The organism is Anaeromyxobacter diazotrophicus (assembly GCF_013340205.1).
Classification (GTDB): Bacteria; Myxococcota; Myxococcia; order Myxococcales; family Anaeromyxobacteraceae; genus Anaeromyxobacter_A; species Anaeromyxobacter_A diazotrophicus.
On record NZ_BJTG01000010.1, the window covers coordinates 1 to 24,864 of the forward strand.

Sequence of the window (24,864 nt, forward strand, 5' to 3'; positions counted from 1 at the left end):
AGCGCCTCGCAGGCGTCGGCCTCCGGCTCGCCGCCGCGGAACCAGGCGTCGAGCTCGCGCCCGGTGAGCGGCGCGGGCTCGACGGCCGGCGGCGCGAAGCGCGTCCTCCAGGCCTCGGAGGGCGAGCGCGCAGCGAGGTCGGGTGCCGCGTCCATGGGAGAGATCATCGCACGGAGGTCTGACACGGACAGTCAACGGCGCCGCACGCGCAGTAGACCCGATCGCGGGGCCGCCTCACCGCTTCCAATCAGCTCCCCGGCTGCCGCGTTCCCGCACCCGCGCCCCTTCGTCCACGTAAGCCGGGCCACGCCTCGCCGCCGCGGACGCGCAGGCACGCCTCGCGCTCGACGCCCCGGGTTCGGCGGCGCTTGCCACCGCGGATCCGCCTGCCCGCCTGCCGCGCCCCTCCCTGCCCGAGCCCGGCCGCCATCACCGAAGCGGTCGCTCGATGCTGCGAGCTCTACAGGTGTCGGGTGGCCCCTCTCCCCGGCCCTCTCCCCGCTCCGCGGGGCGAGGGGGAGAGGACGGGGGCCACCGGAAGCGGGGAGAGGGAGGGGCCGCGCAACCCCGTCCGATCTCGCAAGCGCTCACGCTCCCGGCCGGAGGAGGTGGTGCGCTGTGGGTGAACGACCCCCATGCGCCGTCCGAGCGAGCCGTCGTAAGCTCGCCCGCCGGGCTGTCGCCCGGAGCTTCTCCACCGGAGGTCATGATGCGCAAGCTCTCGCTCGCCGCCGTCGCCGCCCTGGGGCTCGTGCTCCTGCCCCGCCCCGCCGCCGCCGGCCCGCTGCTGGAGGGCTCCGTCGGCGTGGGCGCCCAGCTCAACCCGAGCGTGGAGCGGACGCCGGTCAACATCATGCTCGCGCCGGGCTACGGCTTCGCGGGCCTCGTGAAGCTCGAGCTGGGCCTCGCCGCCAACCTGGCCGACGTGCAGAACTCGCGCTTCGACCTCGAGCTGCGCCCGATGGTGGTCGTGTCGCCGCCGCTCTTCCCGCTCTACCTGCGCGGCATCGTGGTGGTGCAGAACCTCATCCACGGCCCCACCAATCCAGGCTACGGCGGCGCGCTCGGCCTGTCGTTCGGGCTGTTCGGCGTGAGCATCTTCGCCGAGGCGGGCGCGCTGGCGCGGCAGGTCCCGGTCGTCAGCGCCACCCTGCCCGCGTCGGACGAGTACCGCTGGTTCCTCGAGGGGCGGGCCGGCGTCTCCTACGAGTTCTGACGGGGCGCCTCGAGCTCGAACCGCTGCAGCTCCGCCTCGCCCCCGGCCAGGTCGTGCAGCGTCGCGGCGAGCCGCCCCCGCTCGCCGCCCAGGCGCAGGACGGGCAGGCTCGCGTCGGGCGGGCTCGACGCGTCGTAGGCGCGCTGCGTCCAGGTGCCGAGGTTGACGTAGAGCCGGTCCGGCCGGCGGCGGCGGCCCTCCAGCACCGCCCAGTCGAGGACGTGGGTGTGGCCGAGCACCAGCACGTCCGGCTCCGGCGCGCCGTGCGGCAACCGGCGCTTCCCGGCCACCGCCGCCAGCGCGGCGCGGCCGGCGCGCTGCCACAGCGCGTCCTGCTCGAGGATGCGCTTGCGCACCCGCTCCGCCGACAGCGCGCGGCGGATCCAGGCCACCGGGCGCGGCACCGCGCCGTTGTCGGCGAGGAGCCGCACCAGCGCGCGGAACAGCCGGTCGAAGTCCGCTGGCTCGAGCCAGCGCTGCAGGACGGGGACGACGATCTCCTCTGGCCGGAGCGCGATGATCCGGTCGGCGCTCATGCGGACGTGCCGGCGCGCCCCGTGGTGCTGCAGGTACGGGACGAGCGCCTGGTGCAGCACGCGCGTCATGACCTCGCCTTCCCCGCCCGGCCGCGCGTTGCTGGGGTCGAAGGCGTGGCCGTGCTGCAGGACGACCGTACGGCCGGCGAGCGCGCGCACCGGGGAGCGCTCCACCCGGGCGGCGCCGAGCCCGACGGAAGCGAGCGGCTCCGCGGCGCGGCGATCCGCGAGCAGGTGGTCGTGGTTGCCGGGCACGAGCGTGAGCGCGCCCGCCTGCGCCACCCGCGCCAGCGCCGTCATGCTCTCGGGGTTGCTGCGCCGGATCGCCTGGAGGAGGTCGCCGAGGGTGCGCGGCGGCGGCGGCTGCAGCGGGACGCGCATCGCCCGCGCGAAGCGCGGGAGCCCGCGGGGCGGCGGCATCATCGAGGTGAGGTCGAAGGAGTCGCCGAGCAGGACGAGCTCGGCCCGCTCCTCGACGGCGCGCCGGCAGAGCGCGGCGAGCGGCGCTCCCTGGACGTCGTCGCGGAAGAGCCGGGAGCCGTCGTCCTCGTCGAGGTGGAGGTCGGAGACCACGTAGACGGTCACGGCGTCCACCATGACCGCCGCGGCGCCGCCGCGCGCGCCCAAGCCGGGGAGGGGGCCGCTACAGCCCCTCGTCGAAGGCGCCGGGCGGGGGCTCGCGGAGCAGCTCCACCTTCTGGAGCGAGGTGTCGCCGGTGTGCCGGCCGCGCGCCCAGTTCTCCTCGTGGAACGCGAAGAGCACCCCGCCCACCCGCTTCCACTCCGAGTACACGGTGGCGAACTCGATCCGCCCGCCCGCGCCGGGCACCGGCACGGCGCCGGTCGAGCGGAGGATGCGGCCGCTGGCGGGGTCGATCTCCGCCACGACCTCGAGCCCGCCCGGGAGCGCCAGCGCCAGCGCTCGCACCCGCCGGTCGTCGCGCTCCAGCTCGCCCCGGTCGGCCACCCGCGCGCCCGGCTCGGCGAGCGCCAGCGGGAGCGCCAGCCGCGCGGCCTGCAGCACCATCGCGGCGTGCGCGGGCGTCCCGGTCACCTCCACGCCGCCGCGATCGCCGTGGCCGCCGTGCACCACCCGCACCTCGACCGGGGCGCCGGGGTAGGCGATCTCGACGCGGAGGCTGGCGGGGCGCTGCAGCAGCCGGACGAGGTGCCCCGCGCCGGGGTGCATGAGCGAGGTGACCGTCCCCTCCTGGCGCACGATCCGCGCCCGCTCCAGCGCCGCCCGCCCGCCGTAGGCGTCGAGCACCCGGGCCACGAGCTGCTCGACGCGCTCGCCGGCTGCGGCGGGGTGGGGCGCCGCGAGGCACGCGGCGAGCACGGCGAGGGCGACCGGCCGGAGCGGGGTTCGCATGGGCGACGGAGTGTGCCCCGGCGCCGCGCGCGGGGCAAACCCCGGCTCCGGCGCGCGCTCCTGCCCACCCTGAGCGGGGCTCCTCACCGTGCTGCACCGCCGGCGCCGGGCGCGGCGGACTCCGGCGGCGGCGGGTAGAGCACCTTCCGGCCGACCCGCTGCGCGAACGGCGTGAGGCGATGCGGGCGGGTGCGGCCCCGCCCGACGATGTGCTCCACCACCACGCCCCGCGCGAAGAGCGCGTCGGCGAGCAGCGAGCGGTGGCAGCGCCACGGGACCGCCTCCGCGCACAGGACCGCCACCGGCCCCTCCCGCGCCAGCGCCCGGAGCTCCATGAGGCCCTCCTCGAAGTCGCCCGTCTGCATGTAGTCGGCGTAGCCCCGGAAGCTGGCGTTCCGCCAGGCGCCGTTCGGCGAGTCCTTGCGCGCGTGCCGCAGCCCCCCGAGGCGCGCCAGGTGCGCGTAGCGGATGCCGGCCGCGGCGAGCGCCGGCTCGAGCGCCTCCCGCGCGAACTGGGGGTTGCGGCGCGAGCGGGGGATGGTGCGGATGTCCGCGAGCGTGACCACGCCGCACGAGCGGAGGAGCGCCAGGAGCTCCTCGAGGGACCGGGTGGAGTGTCCGACGGCGAGCACGCGCGCCTTCCCCCAGCCCGGCGAGGCGCGCGGCGGTCTCGGCTCCATGCGGGCTTCTTGGCGGACGGAGCGCCTCCGCGCCACCGGTCCCAGGGGCGGCGTGGCGACCCCTCGCCAGCGTGGCCAAGGTTCGGACGGTGAGGTCCCGCCTCGACACCGTGGTCCAGCGCAACTCCCGGATCACCGAGCGCTCGCTCGCGCTCCTGGCGACTGCGGCCGTGCTGGCGTTCCTGTGGCTCGCGCGCGAGTTCCTCATGCCCGCCGTGCTGGCCATCTTCCTCGCCTTCACCGTCCACCCGGTGGTGAGCTGGCTCGAGCGCCGCCACCTGCCGCGCTGGGCGGCCGCGGCGGCCGGGACCCTGCTCGCCACCGCGGTGGTGGCCGGGATCTTCGCGCTGCTCTACGGCAGCTTCTCGGCCTTCTGGGCGGAGCTGCCGCAGTACGAGGACAAGCTCCGCGAGGCGGTGCAGGGCATCGTGCGCCGCGTCGCCCACCTCCAGCGGCAGGGCGAGGCGATGGTGAAGCCCCCGCCCGGCGGCGTGAAGGTCCAGGAGTCGGTGCCGTGGGGCGTGCTCCTCCTCGGCACCGCGCAGGGCGCGCTGGCGCTCGCTGGCGAGGCCACCATCGCCGTGTTCACGCTCTACTTCGCCCTGGCCGAGGGCCCGCGGTTCCGCCAGAAGCTGCTGACGGCCCTCTCGCGCGACGCGCAGGCGCGGGAGCGGGCGGTGAGCGCCATCGCCGAGGTGCACCACGACCTCGAGCAGTACATGGTGAACCGGGTGGCCATCAACACCGCGCTCGGCCTCGTCACCTGGGGCATCTACGCGCTCTACGGGCTCGAGCACGCCGCCATCTGGGGGCTCACCACCGGGCTCCTCCACTTCATCCCGTACGTCGGCCCCGCTGCCGGGCTCGTCCTCCCCACCGGCATGGCGCTGCTGCAGTACGGCGACGTGCAGCACGTGCTGGTGGTGGCCGCCATCTACACCGGCATCGTCGCGCTGCAGGGGAACGTCGTCGACCCGCTCTTCCTCGGCAAGCAGCTCCGGCTGAGCTCGATCGTCATCTTCCTGGGCTCGCTGTTCTGGTTCTGGATCTGGGGACCGGTCGGGCTCTTCCTGGCGGTCCCGCTCCTCTCGGCGGCCCGCATCATCTGCGGCCACGTCCCGCGCCTGCGGGTGGTGGCGGAGTTCCTGGGCGAGTGACGCCCTAGCGCCGGTGCTCGCTCGCCGGCTCCGGCGCGAGCGGGGTGGCCGGGAGGCGCGCGAGGAGGTCCGCGCAGTCCTGGTAGATCGCCACGCAGCCCGCCTCCTCCAGCGTGCGCTGCTCGAAGCCTCCCGAGAGGAGCCCGACCGTGTGCACGCCGGCGCGGGCCGCCGCCTGCGCGTCGTACGGGCTGTCGCCGACCGCGACCGCCTGGTCCGGGTCCATCGCCAGCCGATCGAGGCAGGCCAGGAAGATGTCGGGGTGAGGCTTCGTCTGCTCGGCGTCCTCGGCGGTGGTGGCGGCGTCGATGAGGCTCGCGCCGCCCAGCATGCGCAGGTAGTACCCGAGCTCCATCCGCTTGCAGGAGGAGGCGAGCCCCACCAGCTCCCCGCCCTGCTTGAGGCGCGCCAGCAGCTCCCGCGCTCCGGGGAACGGCTTCGCCCAGGGGAGGTACTGGCGCTGGTACAGCCCGGTCCGGTACTCGGCCAGGTCGTCCCCGAACCGCTCCAGCTCCTCGTCGTTCAGGAAGACCGGCAGGAGCTGGTCACCGCCCTTGCCGATCTGGCTGCGGATCTCGTCGTACGGCACCTCCTTGCCGTAGCGGGCGAGCGCCTCCTGCCACGCCCGCGCGTGGAGGTCCACCGAGTCGACCAGCGTCCCATCGATGTCAAACAGCACGGCGCGCGGCATGGTCGAAGGTGAGATCGCCCCGCCCGCCCCGGCAATCCCGCACCTCCGCCGCAAGCGGGTCCTGGCGGGCGCCCGCCCGCACGGGCGAGTTGACAGCGCCTCCGCTTAGGTCCATGAGTGCCCCCGATGCTGGAGAGCCTGAAGCCCCGAGCGGGCAAGCGCTGGCCCCGCGGCCAGAAGTTCATGCTGTCCGAGCGCGGCGTGGTCGCCGAGAGCACCTACCGCGACGCCCTCCACGCCGCCCGCGCCCAGGGCCGCACCGCCCTGGACGCCGCGCAGCGCGCCTGGTCGGAGCCGCTCCAGCTCCAGCCGAGCGACGGGGTGGTGCTGGGCGAGCTGCGCGGCGGCAAGCGCAGCATCGCCGACATCGCGCGGACCCTCGAGGACTGCGGCACCAGCCCGGCCGAGGTGAAGGCCGCCATCGACCGGCTGACGGACGCCGGCCTGGTGGAGGCGGTCCCCGCCGCCATCGCCGCGGCCTAGCCTCGTCTGGTCGTCTGGTCGTCTAGTCGTCGCCCCGCCGGCGCTCGGCCTTGCGCTGGCCGGTGAGCCTCTTCGCGGCGAGCCGGCGCTCCTGCGACCCGCGCGTGGCGCGGGTCGGGCGCCGCCGCTTCGGCTCGTGACCCATCGCCGCCAGTCGCTCGCGCAGCCGCTCCAGCGCCGCGCCGCGGTTCTGGGCCTGGCTGCGCCGCTCCGTGGCGGTGACGGTCACGCCCGTGCCGCGGTGCGTGAGGCGCACGCCGCTCTCCGTCTTGTTCCGGTGCTGCCCGCCGGGTCCCCCGGCGGTGAAGAAGGTCTCCTCGCACTCGGCGAGGAGCGCCGGCCCGGGCAGCGCGGAGGCCCGCCGGGCGGCGGCGCGCAGGGCAGGCGGGGCGAGGGGCGCGGACGTCGTCATGGCGCTTCTTCGTACCACGCCGCCGCACCGAAGAAGCGCGCGCCTCCGCGGCGCCCCGGGGCTAAGCTAGCGCCGCCGCGGACGGGTGCCCGGCCCCGCCCGACGCCCGCCCTCGTCCCCGTCCGCCGGCCAGGACCCCCATGACCTCCGACGCCCAGCGCCTGTTCCAGCAGCAGCTCGAAGCGATCCGCGCCGCCGGCACCTTCAAGCAGGAGCACGCCCTCGCGTCGCCGCAGGGCGGCCGCGTGCGCGTCGAGGGCCGCGAGGTGCTGAACTTCTGCGCCAACAACTACCTCGGGCTCTCGTCGCACCCGGCGGTGCTGGAGGGGGCGCGCCGCGCGCTCGAAGCCCGCGGGTTCGGCCTCTCCTCGGTGCGGTTCATCTGCGGGACGCAGGACCTCCACCTCGAGCTGGAGGAGGCGCTGGCGCGCTTCTTCGGCTTCGAGGCGGCCATCCTCTTCGGCTCCTGCTTCGACGCCAACGGCGGGGTGTTCGAGGCGCTCCTCGGCGAGGAGGACGCCATCGTCTCCGACGCGCTCAACCACGCCTCGCTCATCGACGGCATCCGCCTCTGCAAGGCCAGGCGCTACCGCTACGCCTCGGGCGACGTGGCCGAGCTCGAGGCGCGCCTCGGGGAGGCGCGGGCAGGCGGGGCGCGGCTGGTGGTGGTGGCCACGGACGGCGTCTTCTCGATGGACGGCCACCTGGCCCCGCTGGACCGCATCTGCGAGCTGGCGCACCGGCACGGGGCGCTCGTGCTCGTCGACGACTCCCACGCGTCCGGCTTCGTCGGCCGGACCGGCCGCGGGACCCCGGAGCACTTCGGGGTGCAGGGCCAGGTCGACCTCCTCACCTCCACGCTCGGCAAGGCGCTGGGAGGGGCGGCCGGCGGGTTCGTGGCGGCGCGGCGCGAGGTCGTCGAGCTGCTGCGGCAGCGGGCGCGCCCCTACCTCTTCTCGAACGCGCTCGCGCCGGCCATCGCGGGCGGTAGCCTCGCGGCGGTCCGGCTCCTCGAGGGGTCGACGGCGCTCCGCGACAAGCTCATGGAGAACGCGCGCGTCTTCCGGGAGGCGCTGACGCAGGCTGGGTTCGCGGTGAAGCCGGGGTTCCACCCCATCGTGCCCATCATGCTGGGCGAGGCGCGGCTCGCGGCCGAGTTCGCGCGGGATCTGCTCGCCCAGGGCGTCTACGTCGTCGGCTTCAGCTACCCCGTCGTGCCCCAGGGCCAGGCGCGCATCCGCGTCCAGCTCTCGGCGGCGCACGAGCCGGCGGACGTGGCGCGCGCGGTCGATGCGTTCACGAAGGTCGGGAAGGCCCGGGGCGTCCTCCGCTGACGCGGCGCGTCGGCTCGTCTGGGGCGCGGCGCCCGCGCCGGCGATCCCTATTTTCGGTACGAGCGGATCTCCCAGCCGCCGCGGAGGTTGCGCCTTGTCGGCCGTCCTCACCCCCAGCGAACGCGCCCTGCTGCGGTTGCCCCCTCACCTCCGGCGCTACGTGGTGCCACAGGACTACGAGGCCTACACGCCCCGCGACCAGGCGGTGTGGCGCTGCGTCCTGCGGCGCCTCGTCCGCCACCTCGCCACGCGCGCCCACCCCGCCTACCTGCGCGGGCTCGAGGCGACGGGGATCGGGACCGAGCGCATCCCGAGCATGGACGAGATGAATGACAAGCTCGCTCAGCTCGGCTGGGCGGCGGTGAGCGTGCGCGGCTTCATCCCGCCGGCGGTCTTCACCGAGCTGCAGGCGATGCGGGTGCTCGCCATCGCCGGCGACATCCGCACCCACGAGCACCTCGAGTACACCCCGGCCCCGGACATCGTGCACGAGAGCGCCGGCCACGCCCCCATCCTGGCCGACGCCGACTACGCCGCCTTCCTGCAGCGGGCGGGCGAGATCGGCTTCCGGGCCATCGCCTCCGCCGAGGACCAGGAGGTGTACGAGGCGATCCGGGCCCTCTCCATCGTGAAGGAGGACCCCGCCGCCTCGCCGGAGGAGGTGGCGGCCGCCGATCGCCGCCTGGCCGAGGCGACCGCCGCGCGCCGCTACGTCTCCGAGGCGACCCGCGCCTCGCGCCTCTACTGGTGGACCGCGGAGTACGGGCTGGTCGGGAGCCTCTCCGCGCCGCGCATCTACGGCGCCGGGCTGCTCAGCTCCATCGGCGAGAGCACCCACTGCTTCTCGCCCGAGGTCGAGAAGCGGCCCCTCTCCGCCGACGCCGCCGAGGTGGACTACGACATCACGCGCATGCAGCCGCAGCTCTTCGTGGCCGAGGAGCTGGCGCAGCTGTCCGAGGTGGTGGGCGATCTCGCCCGGACCCTCTCCTTCCGGCGCGGCGGCGACCTCGGCCTGCGCGAGGCGCGGCGGGCGCGGACGGTGAACCACCTCGTCCTCGCCGACGGGACGGCGGTGACGGGGGTGGTGGAGGAGCTCGTGGAGGGCCCACGCCCGGCCGGCCCGGAGCTCGCCACCGCGCTGGCGGTGGTGCGCGGGCCGACGCTGCTGTCGCGCGAGGGCAAGGCGCTCGGCGCCCCCGGGCCGCTGCCCGCGGTGCTGGCCTTCGGCGGCGCGCGGGTCCCGGCCCAGGGCTCCTTCTGCCTCTCCTTCGCGACCGGCCTGGCCCTCTCCGGCCGGATCGCGGAGGGCGTGGCGAGCGAGCTGCGCGCGACGCTGGGCGGGCGGGAGCTGCCCGTCCCCTCGCGCGCGCTCCTCCTCGCCAGCCCCGCCGTCCCCTCGGTGGCGGGGGGCCCGGGGGATCCCGGGGTCTGGGACTGGCACTTCGGCGCCCCGGTGAGGGACGAGGACGGCGAGGCGCGCGCACGCGCCCACCGCGCCGGTGCGCTCGCGCCCGAGCTGGCCGGGCTCTACCGCGCCGTCCGCGCCCTGCGCGAGGGCGGCCGTGCCGGAGCGGCGGCGGTGGCGGAGCTGGCGCGCGCCGCACGCCGGTTCCCGGACGAGTGGCTGCTCCAGGCCGAGCTGGCCGAGCTCGCCGGCGGCGAGCCCCAGCCCGCGCGCGGCGCCGCGGCGCCGTGACCCGAGCCGGGGAGCGCTAGGGGCCGCCCGCGCCGGGCGGCGCGGCGCGCAGCGCGAGGAGCGCCTCGAAGCTGCGCTCGCCGCGGCGCGCCAGCGCCTCTCGCAGGCGCCCGAGCTCGTCGCGGCGCGCCGCCGCCGCCGGATCGCCGAGCTCCGTCGCCAGCCGCCCGAGCGCCTCGTCCACCAGCGCGCGCAGCCGCGCGAGCCGCTCCGGCCCCATCGGCTCGGCGGCCAGGAAGGCCACGCCGAGATCGTCCGCCAGGCGCGCGTCCGGGAGGGCGAGCCCGCCGCGCCCGGCGAGGAGCGCCTCCGACAGCGCCCGCGGCAGGTAGAACCAGCGGTAGAGCCAGGCGAACAGCCCCGGGGCGCGCGCGGGGGAGCCCGCCATCCGCGCCAGCAGGGAGCGCTCCGCCTCCGGCAGCTCCTCCCAGCGCGGGACCTCCACCTCGCCGGTGGCCGCGTTCCAGGCGAGGAGCCGCGGGCCGGTCGCCTCCCGGAGCGCCGGCACCGCGCGGAGCGGAGCGCCCGCGCGCGCGGCGCGCTGCGCGAAGGCGTCGCGGAGGCGCGTGAGCGGCGCCAGGCCGCCGGCGGGCTCCAGCACCGGCGCCTCGGCGGGGCAGAGCGCCTCCCCCGGGACGGGGCCGGCCAGCCCGGCGGCGGCGAGGAGGGCGAGGAGCGCGCGGTGCGCCATGGACGCAGGGTACGCTCGGCGGCGCCCGCCCGGCCCGGGGCAAGGTGCCGCGCGGCAGGGCGACGATATCGGCGGCGCTAGCCCAGCCGGCGCCGGAAGCGCAGGGTCGCGAGCCCGAGCGTCGCCACGCCGTACACCGCCAGCGCGGCGAGCTGCGGAGCGAGGTCGGCGAAGCCGGCGCCGCGCAGGAGCACCCCGCGCACCAGCTCGGCGTAGAAGCGGAGCGGGTTGAGCCAGGTGCCGGCCTGCAGCCAGGCCGGCATGGCGCGGATGGGCGTCATGATCCCGGAGAGGAGCACCGCCGGGAGGACGAAGAGGAACCCGCCCAGGAAGCTCTGCTGCTGGTTGGCGGAGACGGTGGAGATGAAGAGGCCCACCCCCAGCGTCGAGCAGAGGTAGAGGACCGTGCCGAACCCCAGCGCCGCGAGCGGCCCGCGCAGCGGCACCGCGAAGATCCAGGTCATGGCGGTCACGACCAGGAGCACGTCGAACAGCCCGATGAACACGAACGGCGTCATCTTCCCGAGGAGCAGGACGAGCGGCTTCACCGGGGTGACGAGCACCTGCTCCAGCGTCCCCATCTCGCGCTCGCGCGACAGGCCCATGGCGGTCACGATGGTGGTCACGATGACGAGCAGCATGGCCAGGATGCCGGGCACCATGTAGACGGCCGTCTTCAGGCGCGGGTTGTAGAGCACGCGCGGCGACACCGACAGCTCGGGGAGCGCCGCCTGACCTCGCGCCGCGAGGCGCTCCTTCGCCAGCGCCTGCGCGCGCCCGGCGAAGAAGCGCCCCGCCGCGCTGAGGGTCGCGCCCGCCCGGATGGGATCCGTGCCGTCGATCACCACCTGCAGCCGCGCGGCCCGGCCCGCCGCGAGATCGCCGCCGAACCCTGGCGGGATGACCACCGCCGCGGCGGCGCGGTCCTGGTCGATGAGCCGATCCGCCTCGACGCCGCTCGCGGCGTCCTCGACGCGGCGCAGCGTGCCGTCCGCCAGCAGGCGGCGCAGCTCCTCCCGGCTCTCCGCGCTGCGGTCGAGGTCGGCCACCGCCGCCGGCACGTGGTCGACGTCGAAGTCGACCGCGAAGCCGAAGAGGATGGTCTGGATGAGCGGCGCGGCGACCAGCATGAACATGATGCGCCGGTCGCGCAGCGTCTGCAGGGCCTCCTTGCGCACCACCGCCCGGTACTGGACGAGGGCGGTGCCGCGGCCGCCGGCGCGCGCGGGCGTCACGCCACCCTCCGCTGGAACCGCGCCGTGGCGAGGGCCAGGATGGCCGCCGCGAAGAGCGCCATCGCCGCGAGGTCCTGCCAGACGAGGCCCACCCCGCTCCCCTTGAGGAGCACGCCGCGCAGCCCGTGCACGAGGTAGCGCGCCGGCACCACCCGCGAGATGGCCTGCAGCAGGCGCGGCATGTTCTCGATGGGGAAGAGCGCCCCGGACAGGAGGAGCGAGGGGAGCAAGGACGAGAGCACCCCGGCCTGCGTCGCCACGAGCTGGTTCTTTGCCAGGACCGAGATGAGCAGCCCCTGCCCCAGCATGCCCACCAGGAAGACGAGGCCGAGCGCGAAGAGCAGGAGGAGGCTCCCGCGGATCGGCACGTCGAAGGCGGTCGCGCCCACCGCCACCACCAGGAGCAGCTGCACCAGGCCGAGCGCCAGGTAGGGCAGCAGCTTCCCCAGGATGATGTCGAAGCGCCCCACCGGCGAGGCGAAGAGCTGCTCCATCGAGCCGCGCTCCCACTCGCCCGCCACGGTGAGCGCGGTGAGGAGGACCGCCCCGATGGCCATGAGGTAGGCGGTGAGTCCCGGGACGAGGAACAGCGCGGAGCGCGCCTCGGGGTTGTAGCGCGTGAAGGTGCGCGCCTCGAGGGGGCGGACGGCGGCGGCCCCTCCGCGCGGGGCGAGGCGCAGGCTCTCGGCGGCGGCGATGGCGTCCGCCTTCTGCAGGATCTGGTTCGCGGTGCTGGCGTCGGCGCCGTCGACGAGGAGCTCGGCCCGGCCCGCGTCGCCGCGCGCCAGATCGCGCCCGTACCTGGGCCGGATGACCAGCGCCGCCTGGGCCGCGCCGCGCCGGAAGAGCCGCTCCACCTCCTCGGGCCCGGCCTCGCGCACGACCTCGAACTCGTTCGCGCGCGCGAAGGCGTCGACGAGGGCGCGCGAGGCCTCGCTGCGGTCCGCGTCGGCGACGGCGAGCGGGATGCGATCGAGGTCGAAGGAGACGCCGTAGCCGAAGAGGAGCACCAGCACCACCGGCATCACCAGCGCCAGGTAGAGCGTGCGCGGGTCGCGCTGGATGTGGAGGACCTCCTTCGCCGCCATGGCCCCCACGCGGACGGCGAAGCGTCGCGGGCGCTCGGTCACGGCGCCGCCCCCGCCGGCTCGGCGCCGGCGCCCTGCCCCACCACCGCCAGGAAGACGTCCTCCAGCGAGGCCTCCCCCTCCTCGAGCTGCACCTCGGCGGCGCCGGCGCTGGAGAGGGCCGCGGCCACCCGCGGCGCGTCCCAGGCCGCGGGCTCGACGCGCACGTGCAGCCCGGCGCCGAACGGCTCCACCCCGAGGATCCCGCCCTGCCCGCGCAGGGCGCCCGCCGCCCGCGCCAGGCCGCGGCCGCGTACCAGCAGCACCCGCCCCGGCACCCAGGTGCGCTTGAGCGCGCCCGGCGTGTCGAGCGCCACCAGCCGCCCGTCGACCATGAGGCCGATCCGCCGGCAGTACTCGGCCTCGTCGAGGTAGTGGGTGGTGACGAAGATGGTGGTGCCCGCGCGGGAGAGCTCGCGGATGAGCCGCCAGAAGGCGCGGCGCGCCACCGGGTCCACCCCGGCGGTGGGCTCGTCGAGGAAGAGCACCTCGGGCCGGTGCAGGATGGCGCAGCCGAGCGCCAGGCGCTGGCGGACGCCGCCCGGGAGGGAGCCCGTCACCGCGCTCTCCAGGGCGCGGAGGTCCGTGAGCCGCAGCACCTCGTCCGCGCGGTCGCGCAGCCCGCCCCCGGAGAGGCCGTACGCGCCGCCGAAGAAGAGCAGGTTCTCCCGCACCGGGAGATCGAGGTAGAGCGAGAACTTCTGCGACATGTAGCCGATGGCGGCCTTCACCGCGTCGGGCGCCCGGCCGACGTCGTGGCCCGCCACGCGCGCCTCGCCGGCGGTCGGGGCGAGGAGCCCCGTCAGCATGCGGATGGTGGTCGACTTCCCCGCGCCGTTCGCGCCCAGGTAGCCGAAGATCTCCCCCCGCGGCACCTCGAAGCTCACCCGGTCCACGGCCGTGAACGCGCCGAAGCGGCGGGTGAGCCCGGCCGCGACGATGCTCGGCTCCGGGCCGCTCACGCGGCGCCCTCCCGCCGGAGCCGCGACAGGAAGAGGTCCTCGAAGGCGGGCGTCACCCGGCGCAGCCCGGCCCCGAGCGGCGCCAGCGCGGCCTGCACCGGCCCCGCCCCTCCCGGCGCGACGTCGATGCGCAGCCGGGAGCCGGCGGGCGAGGCGGCGCGCACCTCCGGCCGCGCCGCCAGCGCCGCCTCCACCGCCTCGCGATCGCCGCCCGCGACCTCGTACGCCTCCTCCTCCAGCCCGTCGAGGAGCGCCCGCGGCGCCCCCTCCAGCAGGAGCCTCCCGGCGTGGACGAGCCCCACCCGGCTGCACCGCTCCGCCTCGTCCATGTAGGGCGTCGAGACGAGGACCGTCATCCCGCCCTCGACGAACTGGTGGAGGAGCGCCCACAGCTCGCGGCGGGAGACCGGGTCGACGCCGTTCGTGGGCTCGTCGAGGAGCAGCACCCGGGGCTCGTGCAGGAGCGCACACGCCAGCGCCAGCTTCTTGTACATGCCGCCCGAGAGCGCGTCGGCCCGGCGGCCGGTGAAGCGATCGAGCCGGGTGATGGCGAGGAGCCGGGCCGCCCGCTCCTCGAACGTCCGCCGCGGCAGGACGTACAGCCGCGAGAAGAAGCGCAGGTTCTCCGCCACGGTGAGGTCGCGGTAGAGGCTGTACTGCTGCGGCATGAGCCCGAGCGCCTCGCGCACCTCGGCGCCGCCCCGGCGCGGGTCCTTCCCGAGCACGCGCGCCTCGCCCGCGTCGAGCGCCAGCAGCCCGGCCAGCGCGCGGAGGGCCGTGGTCTTGCCCGCGCCGTCCGGCCCCACGAGCCCGTACAGCTCGCCCGGCGCCACCGCGAAGGAGAGCCCCCGCAGCGCCTCGGTCGCGCCGAAGCGCTTCGCGAGCCCGCGCGCCTCCAGCGCGGCCGCGGGCGCGGCCGTCACGAGCGGTCCCCCGCCGGGAGGAAGACCTGCACCGGCATGCCGGGCCGGAGCTTCCCCTGCGGGTTCTGCACGTACACCTCCACCGGGTAGACGAGCCGGTCGCGGTCGGTCCTGGTCTGGATGTTGCGCGGCGTGAACTCGGCCTGGAGCGCCACGGTGCGGACCACGCCCTCGAACCGCTCTCCGGGCCAGGCGTCCGCCACCACGGTGGCGCGGCCGCCGAGGCGCGCGGCCGCGAGCTCCGCGTTCGGCAGGTAGAAGGTGGCCTTCACCTCGGTCAGCTCGACGAGGCGCACCAGGAGCTGGCCGGCCTGCACGAGCTCGCCCGGCTCGTGCGGCAGGTCGTCCACCACCGCGTCGCGAGGGGCGCGCACCTGGCACTCGTCCACGAGGAGCCGCGCCCGGGAGGCGGTCGCCTCGGCCGCCTTGAGCTGGGCCTCCGCCGCGACCGCCTGCGCGCCGGAGGCCCGGATGGCGACCACCGCCGCCGCCGCCTGCTGCTCGGTGGCGCGCGCCTGCGCCAGCGCGGCGCGCGTCTGCCCCTCGAGCCCCTCGGCGCTGGCGCGCGTCTGGTCGCGGCTCGAGGTCGGGACGTCCGCCCCGAGCGCCTCGAGGCGGCCGGCCTGCCGCTGCGCCGCGTCGCGCTGCGCCGCCAGCGCCTCGGCCTGCGCCCGCGCCGCGAGCTGCCCCGCCACCGCCGCCTCGCGCTGCCGCCGCGAGGCCTCGACCGAGGTGCCGGCCGCGGCCGCCTGCGCCCGCGCCGCGGCGAGCCGTGCCTCCGCCTCGGCGAGCGCCGCCGCCGGGTCGGCGCAGTCGAGGGCGACGAGCAGGTCGCCTCGCTTCACCGCCACGCCCTTCCGCACCCGCTGCTCCAGGATGCGCGCGCCGACGCGCGAGGCGAGGTCGACGTGGGTGCCTTCGATCTCGCCCGAGCCGCCTGCCGGCGCGCGCGCCTCCGCCGCCTGGAGGTGCAGGCGCCAGGCGAGGACCGCCGAGAGGACGACGACGAGGGAGACGACGACGAGCGCGATCCGCCGCATGCCGGCGCTCTTCGCAAGGGACGTGCCGGACGCCCGGCGCGAAGTTGCTCGCCTTTCCGCGGCGCCGCCCCGGGGGGGCCGCCAGGAGATCCGACGACGTGTTCGGGTTTCCGAACGGCCCCGCGCGGTACGAGCCCGCGAAGCCAGCGCCATCGCTGCCGCCGTGGGTCGGCACCGTCCTTGCTCTCCGCCCTCTCGCCATGACCTCGCTCCGCGCCGCCCTGCTCGGCTCCGCCGCCGCTCTGCTCGGCACCGTCGCCCTCGCCGACGCGCCCGCGCCGCCCCGTGCGCTCTCGCTCGAGGACGCGCTGGCGGAGCTCGAGCACCAGAGCCCCTCGCTCGAGCAGGCGCGCCAGCGCCGCGAGCAGGCGGCCGGCCTCGCGCGGCAGGCGCTGGCGGCGGCGCTGCCCACCCTCACCGCCTCGGGGAGCTACGTCCGCAACAGCGACGCCGCGACCGCGCCCATCGGGCGGCTGCTCTCGGCCCTGCAACCCGGCGCCCCCGCCCCGCCGGACCTCGTCATCCAGCCCCGCGAGGCGTTCGGCGCGAACGGCACCCTGCGCGTCCCGCTCGTCGCCCCGAGCGCCTGGGCCGACGTCGCCGCCGCCCGGAGCGCCGAGCGGGCCGCCGGCGAGAGCGCCGAGGCGGCGCGCCTGGAGCTCCGGGCGGCGCTGGTCCAGGCGGCCTGGAGCGCAGCGGCGGGAGACGAGGTGGTGGCCGCGAGCGAGCGGGCCGTGGGGAGCGCCGACGACCAGACGCGCCTCGCCGAGCGCGCGCTGGCGGCGGGCACCGGGGTGCCGCTGGCGGTGCTGCAGGCGCGCACCGAGGCGGTGAAGCGGCGGAGCGACCTGGCCCGCGCGCGCGCCGACCGCGCCCGCGCCGAGCTGGCCGCGGGCGTCCTCCTGGGGCGGGCCGAGCCGGTGCGGATCGCGGTCCCGGCGGCGCGTCCCCCCGCCGCCCTCGACCCGCGCGCGCTGGCGGAGGAGGCGGAGGGGCACCGGCCCGAGGTGCGCGCGCTGGCGGCGCAGGTCGAGGCGGCCGAGCACGACCGCGCCTCGGCGCGACTGCGGCTGCTGCCCCAGCTCTCGGCCTCGGCCAGCGCCTTCGCCCAGACCGTCCCCTACCCGACCGGCAAGGAGGAGGGCTGGCGCGTCACGGTCGACCTCACCTGGCCGCTCTACGACGGCGGGCTCCGGTACGGGAAGGCGCGCCAGGCGGAGGGGCGCCTCGCCGAGGCGAGCGCGGCGCTCGCGGCGCAGCGGGTCGCCATCGCGCAGGAGGTGGACGACGCCGCGCGGGACGTGGGCCTGGCGGTGGAGCGGCTCGCCCTGGCCGAGGAGCAGGCGCGCCTCGCCGGGGAGGCGGCCGCCACCGCCCGGCGCGGCTTCGCCGGGGGCGTGGCGAGCTCGCTCGACGTCCTCGACGCGAACGACCGGCTGTTCCAGTCCGAGGTCGGGCTGGCCCAGGCGCGGGCGCGCCTCGGCCTGGCGCTGGCCGCCGTCGATCGTGCGACCGGCCGGAGCTGAGCCATGCGCGCTATGCTGGAGCCCGGGGAGGGCCGGCCCTTGCCGCAGGGGTTCGAGGACATCCAGCGCCAGGAGCTGTCGCGGCTGTTCGGCCGCATGGCCGACATCCGCCTGATCGCGTTCGTCCCGGCGGCGCTGGCGCTGGCGGGCGCGCTCGCCGTGGCGGAGCCCGCGCGCTGGCGCGCGGCCTTCCTGTTCGCGGTGCTGGTCCCGCTGGCGGGGCTCTTCGCCGCGGAGACGCTGCGGTTCCGGCGCAGCGGGCTCTCGCGGGGCGCGGTCACGGTGAACCTCCTGGCGGCGGTGGTGGGGCAGGTGGCGCTCGCGTTCGCGACCGGCGCGCTGGAGAGCCCCTTCACCTACACCTTCGTCCCGCTGGCGGTGATGATCGGCCTCTTCGCCTCGCCCGGCGCCGGGCGCGCCCTGGTGGCGACGCAGGTCGCGGCGGTGTGGGCGCTCGCCGGGCTCGAGCTCTCCCGGCGCTTCCCGGGGCTCAACCTCGCGCTCTTCGGCGGCGGCCCCCGGGCCGGGCACGTGGACGCGCACCTCCTCGCCAGCGCCACCGTCCTCTCGCTCGTGCTCGCGCTCGCCTCCCGCGCCGGGCGCGCGGTGCGCGGCGTCTTCGACGGGATGCTGCGCGAGGCGCTCCGCGCGCGCGAGGAGTCCCTGCGGGCCCACGCCGAGCGCGCCGAGGAGCTCACCGCGCTCTCGGCCGAGATCGCCCACGAGCTCAAGAACCCGCTCGCCTCGGTGAAGGGGCTGGCGGCCCTCCTCGCCGACGGGGCCGCCCCGGGAAAGCCCGCCGAGCGGCTGGCGGTGCTGCGGCGCGAGGTCGATCGCATGCAGGGGGTGCTGGAGGAGTTCCTCAACTTCTCGCGCCCGCTCGTCCCGCTCGCGGAGCGCGCCGTCGACCTCGCCCTGCTCGCCGAGGACGTGGCCGCGCTGCACGAGGGCCTGGCGCGGCAGCGCGGGGTCCGGATCGAGGTGCGCGGCGGCCAGGCCGAGGCGCGCTGCGACGAGCGCAAGGTGAAGCAGATCCTCATCAACCTCCTCCAGAACGCGCTCGAGGCGAGCCCGGCCGGCGCGGCCATCGAGCTGTGGGTCCTGCCGCCCGCGGACGGGGCGGTGAGCCTCCACGTCCTCGACCGCGGCCCCGGGCTCGACCCCGCCCTCTCGGGCCGCGCCTTCGAGCCGGGCATCACCTCCAAGGCGCGCGGCTCGGGGCTCGGGCTCACCATCGCCCGCGCGCTGGCGCGCCAGCACGGCGGCGAGGTGGAGCTCGCGCCGCGCGAGGGCGGCGGGTGCGCGGCGGTGCTGCGCCTGCCCGCGCCCGCGCCGGCCGCGCGCGAGGCCCTCGCGTGACCCCCCGCGTCCTGGTGGTCGACGACGATCCCGGCCTGCGCTACACGCTGCGCGAGATCCTGAGCGGCGAGGGGATCGAGGTCGAGGAGGCGGCCGACGGGGCCGAGGCGCTGGCGCGCTTCGAGGCCTCGCCCTTCCCGCTCGTGGTGACCGACCTGCGCATGCCGGGGCTCGACGGCCTCGAGCTGACGCGCCGGCTGGCCGCGCGCTCCCCCCCGCCGCGGGTGGTGGTCGTCACCGCCCACGGCTCGGAGCGGCAGGCGGTGGAGGCCATGAAGGCGGGCGCCTGGGACTACTTCCGCAAGCCGTTCGAGAACGACGAGCTCCTGGCGGTCGTGCGGCGGGCGCTCGAGGCCGCCCACCTGGTGGAGGAGAACGCGCGGCTCACCGGGGCGCTGGCGCTGTCCGGCTCGCTGGTCTTCGCCTCGCCGGCCATGGCGCGGCTGGCGGAGCTGGTGGCGCGGGTCGGCCCGCGCGACGTGACCGTGCTCATCGAGGGCGAGAGCGGCACCGGCAAGGAGCGGGTGGCGGAGGCGCTCTGGCGCGCGTCGCGGCGCGCCGATCGGCCGCTCGTCCGCTTCAACTGCGCCGCGCTCAGCCCGGAGCTGGCCGAGGCGGAGCTGTTCGGGCACGCCCGCGGCGCCTTCACCGGGGCGGTGCGGGCGCGGGCCGGCCTGTTCGGCGAGGCGGACGGCGGCACCCTGCTCCTGGACGAGATCGGCGACCTCGCCCCCGCGGCGCAGGCGAAGCTCCTCCGCGTGCTGCAGGACGGCGAGGTGCGCGCGGTGGGCGAGGACCGCGCGCGCCGGGTGGACGTGCGGGTGCTGGCCGCCACCCACCGCGACCTCCGCGCCCAGGTGGCGCGGGGGGCGTTCCGGGAGGATCTGCTCTACCGGCTCGACGTCGTGAAGCTCCACCTGCCTCCCCTGCGCGAGCGGCCGGAGGACATCCCGCTCCTGGCGCGCCACTTCCTCGCCCTGTTCTCGGCCCGCTTCGGAGTCCAGTGCCCGCCGCCCGGGCCGGAGCTCCTGGCGCGGCTCGCCGCCCACCCCTGGCCGGGCAACGTCCGGGAGCTGGAGCACGCGCTGGAGAGCCTGGTCGCGCTCTCGCCCGAGGGCGAGCTCGACCTCGCGCTCGTCCCGGCGGCCGGCGGCGGCGCGCCCGCGGCCCCGCCGCTCGGGCTCAAGCAGCGGGTCGAGGCCTACGAGCGCGGCCTCCTGGTGGACGCGCTGCGCGAGGCCGGCGGCCGGCGCGCCGAGGCCGCGCGCGCGCTGGGCATCTCGCGCGTCACGCTCCACGACAAGCTGCGCAAGTACGCGCTCGGACCGGACGGCGACGGCGGCGGGTGAGCGCCGGCCGCGGCGCCGCTCCACACCCTCGCGAGGTGGGTCGTGGCGCGGCGCCCCGTTCGCCGGGGCGGCGAGCGCGCGGTGTGGCGCCCCGGTCACATCGTGCCGCCGCCGCACCTCGTTCGCTCGAGTCCCGCGTCCCGAGCGCCGGCGAGCGCGCGCCGGAAGTCCCTTCCGCCAGGCGCTTGCTGTCCGACCCGACCGTGCACAGCGTGGCTCGTAAGCTGCAACGGGAGGACCACGTGACCGCCGCCACCCACGCCGAGCCGCGCCTCCTCCGCCTCTACCTCGGGCTCTTCGCCCTCGTGGCGCTCTCGATGCTGCTCGCTGCCTCGTGGCTGCGCGGCTGGGTGCCCGTCCGTCAGGCGGTGCGGGTCCGCGACGTCAACTGGCTGCCGCCCGGGGGACGCTGAACCGCACCGCGGTGCCCACGCCGGGCACGCTCTCGACGGCGATGCGGCCGCCGTGCGCCTCGACCACCCGCTTCGCGAGCGCGAGGCCCAGCCCCACCCCGCCGGTGCCCCGCGCGCGGCTCCGGTCGGTCCGGAAGAACGGGGTGAAGAGCCGCGGCAGGTCGGCCGCGTCGATCCCGATCCCGCGGTCGCGCACCTCCACCTCGAGCGCGCCGTCGCGCTGGCGCGCCGAGAGGACGATGGGGCGGTCCGCGTCCGAGTACTTCCCGGCGTTGTCGAGCAGGTTGTCGAGCACGCGCCGCAGGAGGGCTGGGTCCGCCAGGACCTCCGGCAGCGTTTCCTCCACCTCGAGCGCCAGCGCGCGGCCCGGGTGCGCCGCCTGGAAGCGCTCGGCGGCGCGGAGCACGAGGTCCCGGGAGTCGGCGCGCTCGCGCCGCAGCGGCAGCTCCGCGCTCGCCCCGCGGTCCTCGGCCAGCTCGAGGCGCGCCGCGGTGAGGACGTCGTCCACGAGCCGCGACAGCTCGGCCAGGTCGGCGCCGATCTCGCCCAGGTAGCGGCGCGAGCGCGCGAGGTCCCCCTCCTCGGCCATCTCCAGCGCGACGCGGATACGGGCGAGCGGCGTGCGCAGCTCGTGCGAGACGTTGGCGAGCAGCTCCTTCTCGCTCCGCACCAGCGCCTGCATCCGGTCCGCCATGTGGTCGAACGCCTGCGCCACCTCGCCCACCTCGCCGCCCGCGGCGAGGCGCGCGCGCGCCCCGAGATCGCCCGCGCCGAAGGCGCGCACGGCGCGGCCGAGCCGCTCCAGCGGGGAGGCGATGGCCCGCGCCAGCGGGATGGACGCGAGCGCGAGCGCGAGCAGCACCGCCGTCAGGAAGGAGGCGCCGCGCAGGAGCGAGTGCTGCGGGACGTGCCCGGTGAGGATGAGGTAAGCGCCCGGCTCGCCGGGGACCGGCGCCGCCATCGTGAAGCGCCGGCCGGGCACCTTGAAGGCGCCCTGCGCCAGGCGAGGCCGCTGGTCCGGCCCGAGCGGCTCGAGCCGCTCCTCGTCGGAGGCGGCCACCGCCAGCTCGCCGCGGTAGTACGTCATGCGCGCGCCGAACGCCTCGTGGAGCCGCCGCAGCTCGCGGTCCAGGGCGGCCGGCTCCGACCTCAGCTCGCTCACCCGCGCCGCCGCGTAGGCGGCGAACCGCTCCGGGCTCCGGCCGGCGGGCTCGCGCCCGAGCGCCTCGGCGACGCCCGCCACCGCCAGCGCCACCAGCACGAGCAGGAGGAGGCCGTTCAGGTAGACCCGCCAGAAGAGGCGGAACGGGAGGCGCGCGTTCACCTACTCGCCCTCGGCAGCGAGCAGGTAGCCGAGGCCGCGGACCGTCTTGAGCAGCCGCGGCCGCTTGGGGTCGTCGCCGAGCTTGTGGCGCAGTCGCGAGACGTGGACGTCCACCGAGCGGTCGAACGACTCCTCGGCGCTCCCCTTGGCGAGCTCCATGAGCTGCTCGCGGGTGAGCACGCGCCCGGCGCGCTCCGCCAGCGCCTTGAGGAGCGCGAACTCGTAGGCGGTGAGCTGGAGCTCCTGGCCGTCGCGCGTGGCGCGCCGCGCCGCCGGATCGACCACCAGCGCGCCGACCCGCACCACCTCCAGGGACGGCCCCGCCTGGCCGCGCGCCCGGCGCACCACCGCCCGGATGCGCGCCAGGAGCTCGCGCGGCGAGAAGGGCTTCGCGAGGTAGTCGTCCGCGCCGAGCTCGAGCCCGAGCACCCGGTCCGCCTCCTCGCCGCGGGCGGTGAGGACGATGACCGGGACGTCGGAGCGGGCGCGCAGCTCGCGGCAGACGTCGAGGCCGTTCTTCCCCGGGAGCATGAGGTCGAGCAGGACGACGTCGTACCGGCGCGCCAGCGCCTCGGCCAGCCCCTGCCGGCCGTCGGCGGCGATCGTCACCACCACCTCGTGCGACGCGAGGTAGTCGCGCGTCAGCGCGGCCAGCCTCGCGTCGTCCTCGACGAGGAGCGCGGTGAGGAGCGGGGTGTCCGTGGAGGTGGTCACGGGGCGATTCTAGTGCGAGCCGGGGTGCTGCTGGAGGTGCTCCTGGAGGTGCGCGCCGACCTGGGCGCGCTGCGCCGGGGTGAGGATGCCGTGCACCTGCAGCATGGCGTCCGCCACCTCGTCGGCGAAGCCCTTCATCGCGTCGGCGCGGCCGTCCACCAGCGCGTGCACCTGGGCCGCGTCGGGCTGGTCGGCGTTCCAGAGCGCGAGGAGCTTCTGGCGGGTGTCGGCGTGGCTCGCCCGGAGCGCCTTCCCGTCGGCGACGAGCTTGTCCTTGATGGCGAGGATCTGCTGGCGCTGGTCGGGGGTGGCCTTCACCTCGTCCAGCATCTTGTCGACGCGCTTCGTCAGCATCTGCTCCATCTGCGCGGGATCGCGGTGGTGGCGGAAGGCGGTGAGGGTGAGGGCGCCGAGGCCCAGGGCGGCCACGGCGAGGACGGAGGCGAGCTTCTTCATCATGGGTGCTTCTCCTTTCGAGGCTTCATCCTGGCCTCGCCGGGTGGCCGGTGCTTGTTCCCCACGTGAAGAAAGGTTAAGAGCCACCCCCGCCCGCGATGTCCCTCCTCACCGCCAGCGGCCTCGCGCTCGCCTACGGACCCAAGGTCCTCCTCCACGAGGCCGGCTTCGCGATCGGCCCGCGCGACCGGATCGGGCTGGTCGGCGCCAACGGCACCGGCAAGTCCTCGCTGCTGCGCATCCTCGCCGGCGAGATCTCGCCCGACGCCGGCACCCTCGCCTGGCGCCGCGGCGGGCGCGCCGGCTACCTGCCCCAGGACGTGGCGGCCCTCCCCTCCGGCCCGCTGGTCGAGGTGGTCCTCGCCTCGGTCCCGGGACGCGGCGCGGTGGAGGCACAGCTCGCCGCCACCGAGGCGGCGCTGCGCGAGGAGCGCCAGCCGGAGGAGCAGCTCGAGCTCTCCCAGGCGCTCGCCGATCTGCACGCCGAGCTCGACCACTTCGAGGAGCGCTTCGGGCGACACCGCGCCGAGCGCATCCTGACCGGCCTCGGCTTCGCGCCGGCCGAGCTCGAGCGCGACTCGGCGGCGCTCTCCGGCGGCTGGAAGATGCGGGCCGCGCTGGCCGGGCTGCTCCTGCAGGACCCCGACCTGCTCCTCCTGGACGAGCCGACCAACCACCTCGACATCCCCACCCTCACCTGGTTCGACGCCTTCCTGCGCGGCTCGCAGAAGGCGCTCCTCCTCATCAGCCACGACCGCGAGTTCCTGAACCGCCAGATCGGGCGGGTGCTGGCGCTCGAGCCGGAGGGGCTGCGCGGCTACGCCGGGAACTACGACGACTACCGGCGGCTGCGCGCCGAGGAGGAGGAGCGGCTCGGGGCGGCGGCGCGGCGGCAGGAGGCGCGCCGGGCCGAGCTGCAGGGCTTCATCGACCGCTTCGGCGCCAAGGCCACCAAGGCGCGGCAGGCGCAGAGCCGCCAGAAGATGCTCGACAAGATGGAGGAGGTGCAGGTCCTGGAGGAGCGGGCCACCCTCTCCTTCCGCTTCGCCGAGGCGCCCCGCTCCGGCAAGGAGGTGGTGCGGCTCGAGGGCGTGGCGAAGGCCTTCGGCGACCGGATCGTCTACCGCGGCCTCTCCGGCCAGGTGCTGCGCGGCGAGCGCGTCGGCATCATCGGGCCGAACGGGGCCGGCAAGACGACGCTCCTGCGGCTCGTCGCGGGCGAGCTCGCCGCGGACGCGGGCGAGGTGAAGCTCGGGCACTCGGTGGTGCCGGGGTACTACGCCCAACACCATTTCGAGGCCGCCCCCGGGGACGCCTCGCGCGGCTTCGGCGCGCTCGACCCGCGGAAGACCATCCTCGACACGCTGTGGGACGTGGTGCCGGACCAGGGGGAGGCGTACGTCCGCGGCGTGGCGGGCGGCTTCCTCTTCTCCGGCAGCGACGTCGAGAAGCCCATCGGCGTGCTCTCGGGCGGGGAGCGGGCGCGGGTGGCGCTGGCGCGCATCCTACTGCTGCGCTCGAACCTGCTGCTCCTCGACGAGCCGACCAACCACCTCGACCTCACCTCGTCCGAGGCGCTCATCGAGGCCTTGCGCGGCTACGACGGCACGATGCTGTTCGTCTCGCACAACCGCAGCTTCCTGAACGGCCTCGCCACCCGGATCTGGGAGGTGAAGGACGGGGCGATCCTCGACCAGCCCGGGAACCTCGACGACTGGCTCTACCACCAGCGGCAGCTCGAGGAGCAGCGCGCCGAGGGCCCGGCGCGGGGCGCCGAGGCGCGCCTGGACGCGAAGGCCGCGCCGGTCAACGACCGCGACCGCCGCCGCCTGGAGGCCGAGGCGCGCAACGCCCGCTACGCGCGCGAGCGGCCCCTGCGTCAGGCCATCGCCGCCCTGGAGCGCCGCATCGCGGAGCTGGAGGCCGCCCAGAAGACGGCCGAGGCCGCGCTCGCCGATCCCGCGCTGTACCAGGACTTCGCCCGGGCGCGCCCGCACGTCGAGGCCCTCGCGGCGGCGAAGGACGAGCTCGCGGCGCTGTACGCGGACTGGGAGGCGAAGCAGGTCGAGCTGGAGTCGCTCGCCGGCTGACGCTCGCGGTCCACCCGCCCCCCCGCCCCCCCGCTCACCCGCCCTCCCGCCCTCCCGCGCGCACCTCGGGTGCAGCCG

The 24,864-nt window shown here is 76.6% G+C and carries 24 protein-coding genes; 10 read left to right on the top strand and 14 right to left on the bottom strand.

The window, feature by feature from the left end; all coding sequences use genetic code 11:
• Nucleotides 1–709 precede the first annotated feature (709 nt).
• On the top strand, nucleotides 710–1,216 hold the full coding sequence (locus HWY08_RS18750; protein WP_176068086.1) for a hypothetical protein: 507 nt from the start codon (nucleotides 710–712) through the stop codon (nucleotides 1,214–1,216).
• Here HWY08_RS18750 and HWY08_RS18755 read toward each other — a convergent pair.
• From HWY08_RS18755 to HWY08_RS18765, 3 genes are all read right to left on the bottom strand, one after another.
• Nucleotides 1,204–2,379 carry a metallophosphoesterase family protein gene (locus HWY08_RS18755; protein WP_176068088.1) on the bottom strand — a complete coding sequence of 392 codons (1,176 nt, stop codon included), beginning with the start codon at nucleotides 2,377–2,379 and terminating at the stop codon, nucleotides 1,204–1,206. The two genes, HWY08_RS18750 and HWY08_RS18755, sit on opposite strands and share 13 nt — an antisense overlap.
• A gap of 16 nt (nucleotides 2,380–2,395) precedes the next feature.
• On the bottom strand, nucleotides 2,396–3,124 hold the full coding sequence (locus tag HWY08_RS18760) for a hypothetical protein (protein WP_176068090.1): 729 nt from the start codon (nucleotides 3,122–3,124) through the stop codon (nucleotides 2,396–2,398).
• Nucleotides 3,125–3,207: 83 nt separating this feature from the next.
• Nucleotides 3,208–3,804, bottom strand: a complete 597-nt coding sequence (locus tag HWY08_RS18765; protein WP_176068092.1) for a DUF488 domain-containing protein — start codon at nucleotides 3,802–3,804, stop codon at nucleotides 3,208–3,210.
• A gap of 89 nt (nucleotides 3,805–3,893) precedes the next feature.
• Here HWY08_RS18765 and HWY08_RS18770 point away from each other — a divergent pair, with 89 nt between their 5' ends.
• A complete protein-coding gene (locus tag HWY08_RS18770) occupies nucleotides 3,894–4,961 on the top strand; it encodes an AI-2E family transporter (protein ID WP_176068094.1) in 1,068 nt (355 codons plus the stop codon).
• A 4-nt stretch (nucleotides 4,962–4,965) separates the two neighbouring features.
• Here HWY08_RS18770 and HWY08_RS18775 read toward each other — a convergent pair whose 3' ends face one another.
• Nucleotides 4,966–5,640 carry an HAD family hydrolase gene (locus HWY08_RS18775; RefSeq protein WP_235969705.1) on the bottom strand — a complete coding sequence of 225 codons (675 nt, stop codon included), beginning with the start codon at nucleotides 5,638–5,640 and terminating at the stop codon, nucleotides 4,966–4,968.
• A gap of 138 nt (nucleotides 5,641–5,778) precedes the next feature.
• On the opposite strand from HWY08_RS18775, the gene HWY08_RS18780 reads away from it, so the two are divergent.
• Nucleotides 5,779–6,135, top strand: a complete 357-nt coding sequence (locus tag HWY08_RS18780) for a helix-turn-helix domain-containing protein (protein ID WP_176068099.1) — start codon at nucleotides 5,779–5,781, stop codon at nucleotides 6,133–6,135.
• 22 nt (nucleotides 6,136–6,157) lie between these two features.
• Here HWY08_RS18780 and HWY08_RS18785 read toward each other — a convergent pair whose 3' ends face one another.
• Nucleotides 6,158–6,547 carry a peptide chain release factor family protein gene (locus tag HWY08_RS18785; RefSeq protein WP_176068101.1) on the bottom strand — a complete coding sequence of 130 codons (390 nt, stop codon included), beginning with the start codon at nucleotides 6,545–6,547 and terminating at the stop codon, nucleotides 6,158–6,160.
• 140 nt (nucleotides 6,548–6,687) lie between these two features.
• Here HWY08_RS18785 and kbl point away from each other — a divergent pair, with 140 nt between their 5' ends.
• Both kbl and HWY08_RS18795 read left to right on the top strand, forming a co-directional pair.
• A complete protein-coding gene (gene kbl / locus HWY08_RS18790) occupies nucleotides 6,688–7,881 on the top strand; it encodes a glycine C-acetyltransferase (protein ID WP_176068103.1) in 1,194 nt (397 codons plus the stop codon).
• Between the two features lie 94 nt (nucleotides 7,882–7,975).
• Complete coding sequence (locus HWY08_RS18795; protein WP_235969706.1) at nucleotides 7,976–9,577, top strand: aromatic amino acid hydroxylase; 1,602 nt, start codon at nucleotides 7,976–7,978, stop codon at nucleotides 9,575–9,577.
• Between the two features lie 16 nt (nucleotides 9,578–9,593).
• On the opposite strand, the gene HWY08_RS18800 is transcribed toward HWY08_RS18795, so the two are convergent.
• The 6 genes from HWY08_RS18800 to HWY08_RS18825 form a co-directional block, all read right to left on the bottom strand.
• Nucleotides 9,594–10,268, bottom strand: coding sequence for a hypothetical protein (locus HWY08_RS18800; protein WP_176068106.1), 675 nt, complete (start codon nucleotides 10,266–10,268; stop codon nucleotides 9,594–9,596).
• Between the two features lie 77 nt (nucleotides 10,269–10,345).
• Nucleotides 10,346–11,503 (bottom strand): ABC transporter permease, encoded by a 1,158-nt coding sequence (locus HWY08_RS18805; protein WP_176068108.1) that lies wholly within the window; start codon nucleotides 11,501–11,503, stop codon nucleotides 10,346–10,348.
• Entirely contained in the window at nucleotides 11,500–12,633 is a 1,134-nt protein-coding gene (locus tag HWY08_RS18810) for an ABC transporter permease (protein ID WP_235969707.1), read from the bottom strand. The genes HWY08_RS18805 and HWY08_RS18810 overlap by 4 nt, the downstream gene beginning before the upstream one ends.
• Complete coding sequence (locus HWY08_RS18815; RefSeq protein ID WP_176068110.1) at nucleotides 12,630–13,592, bottom strand: ABC transporter ATP-binding protein; 963 nt, start codon at nucleotides 13,590–13,592, stop codon at nucleotides 12,630–12,632. The genes HWY08_RS18810 and HWY08_RS18815 overlap by 4 nt, the downstream gene beginning before the upstream one ends.
• Complete coding sequence (locus HWY08_RS18820; protein WP_176068112.1) at nucleotides 13,589–14,515, bottom strand: ABC transporter ATP-binding protein; 927 nt, start codon at nucleotides 14,513–14,515, stop codon at nucleotides 13,589–13,591. The genes HWY08_RS18815 and HWY08_RS18820 overlap by 4 nt, the downstream gene beginning before the upstream one ends.
• A complete protein-coding gene (locus HWY08_RS18825) occupies nucleotides 14,512–15,555 on the bottom strand; it encodes an HlyD family secretion protein (protein WP_176068113.1) in 1,044 nt (347 codons plus the stop codon). Before HWY08_RS18825 ends, HWY08_RS18820 begins: the two co-directional genes overlap by 4 nt.
• A gap of 200 nt (nucleotides 15,556–15,755) precedes the next feature.
• On the opposite strand from HWY08_RS18825, the gene HWY08_RS18830 reads away from it, so the two are divergent.
• The 4 genes from HWY08_RS18830 (at nucleotide 15,756) to HWY08_RS18845 (ending at nucleotide 20,202) form a co-directional block, all read left to right on the top strand.
• Nucleotides 15,756–17,081: a TolC family protein gene (locus HWY08_RS18830; protein WP_176068115.1), complete on the top strand. Its 1,326-nt coding sequence runs from the start codon at nucleotides 15,756–15,758 to the stop codon at nucleotides 17,079–17,081.
• A gap of 3 nt (nucleotides 17,082–17,084) precedes the next feature.
• The gene (locus tag HWY08_RS18835) at nucleotides 17,085–18,440 is read left to right on the top strand and encodes a sensor histidine kinase (protein ID WP_176068117.1); all 1,356 of its coding nucleotides are present in this window, start codon (nucleotides 17,085–17,087) and stop codon (nucleotides 18,438–18,440) included.
• On the top strand, nucleotides 18,437–19,789 hold the full coding sequence (locus HWY08_RS18840) for a sigma-54-dependent transcriptional regulator (protein WP_176068119.1): 1,353 nt from the start codon (nucleotides 18,437–18,439) through the stop codon (nucleotides 19,787–19,789). The genes HWY08_RS18835 and HWY08_RS18840 overlap by 4 nt, the downstream gene beginning before the upstream one ends.
• A 242-nt stretch (nucleotides 19,790–20,031) precedes the next feature.
• Entirely contained in the window at nucleotides 20,032–20,202 is a 171-nt protein-coding gene (locus HWY08_RS18845; protein WP_176068121.1) for a hypothetical protein, read from the top strand.
• Here the strand turns inward: HWY08_RS18845 and HWY08_RS18850 are convergent.
• From HWY08_RS18850 to HWY08_RS18860, 3 genes are read right to left on the bottom strand one after another with little or no spacing between them, the layout of a single operon-like run.
• Nucleotides 20,174–21,526 (bottom strand): sensor histidine kinase, encoded by a 1,353-nt coding sequence (locus tag HWY08_RS18850; RefSeq protein WP_176068123.1) that lies wholly within the window; start codon nucleotides 21,524–21,526, stop codon nucleotides 20,174–20,176. The genes HWY08_RS18845 and HWY08_RS18850 overlap by 29 nt on opposite strands.
• Nucleotides 21,527–22,240, bottom strand: coding sequence for a response regulator (locus HWY08_RS18855; RefSeq protein WP_176068124.1), 714 nt, complete (start codon nucleotides 22,238–22,240; stop codon nucleotides 21,527–21,529).
• A 9-nt stretch (nucleotides 22,241–22,249) separates the two neighbouring features.
• Nucleotides 22,250–22,699: a Spy/CpxP family protein refolding chaperone gene (locus tag HWY08_RS18860; RefSeq protein ID WP_235969708.1), complete on the bottom strand. Its 450-nt coding sequence runs from the start codon at nucleotides 22,697–22,699 to the stop codon at nucleotides 22,250–22,252.
• Between the two features lie 95 nt (nucleotides 22,700–22,794).
• Between HWY08_RS18860 and HWY08_RS18865 the strand changes: the two genes are divergently transcribed.
• Nucleotides 22,795–24,786, top strand: a complete 1,992-nt coding sequence (locus tag HWY08_RS18865; protein ID WP_176068126.1) for an ABC-F family ATP-binding cassette domain-containing protein — start codon at nucleotides 22,795–22,797, stop codon at nucleotides 24,784–24,786.
• Nucleotides 24,787–24,864 lie beyond the last annotated feature (78 nt).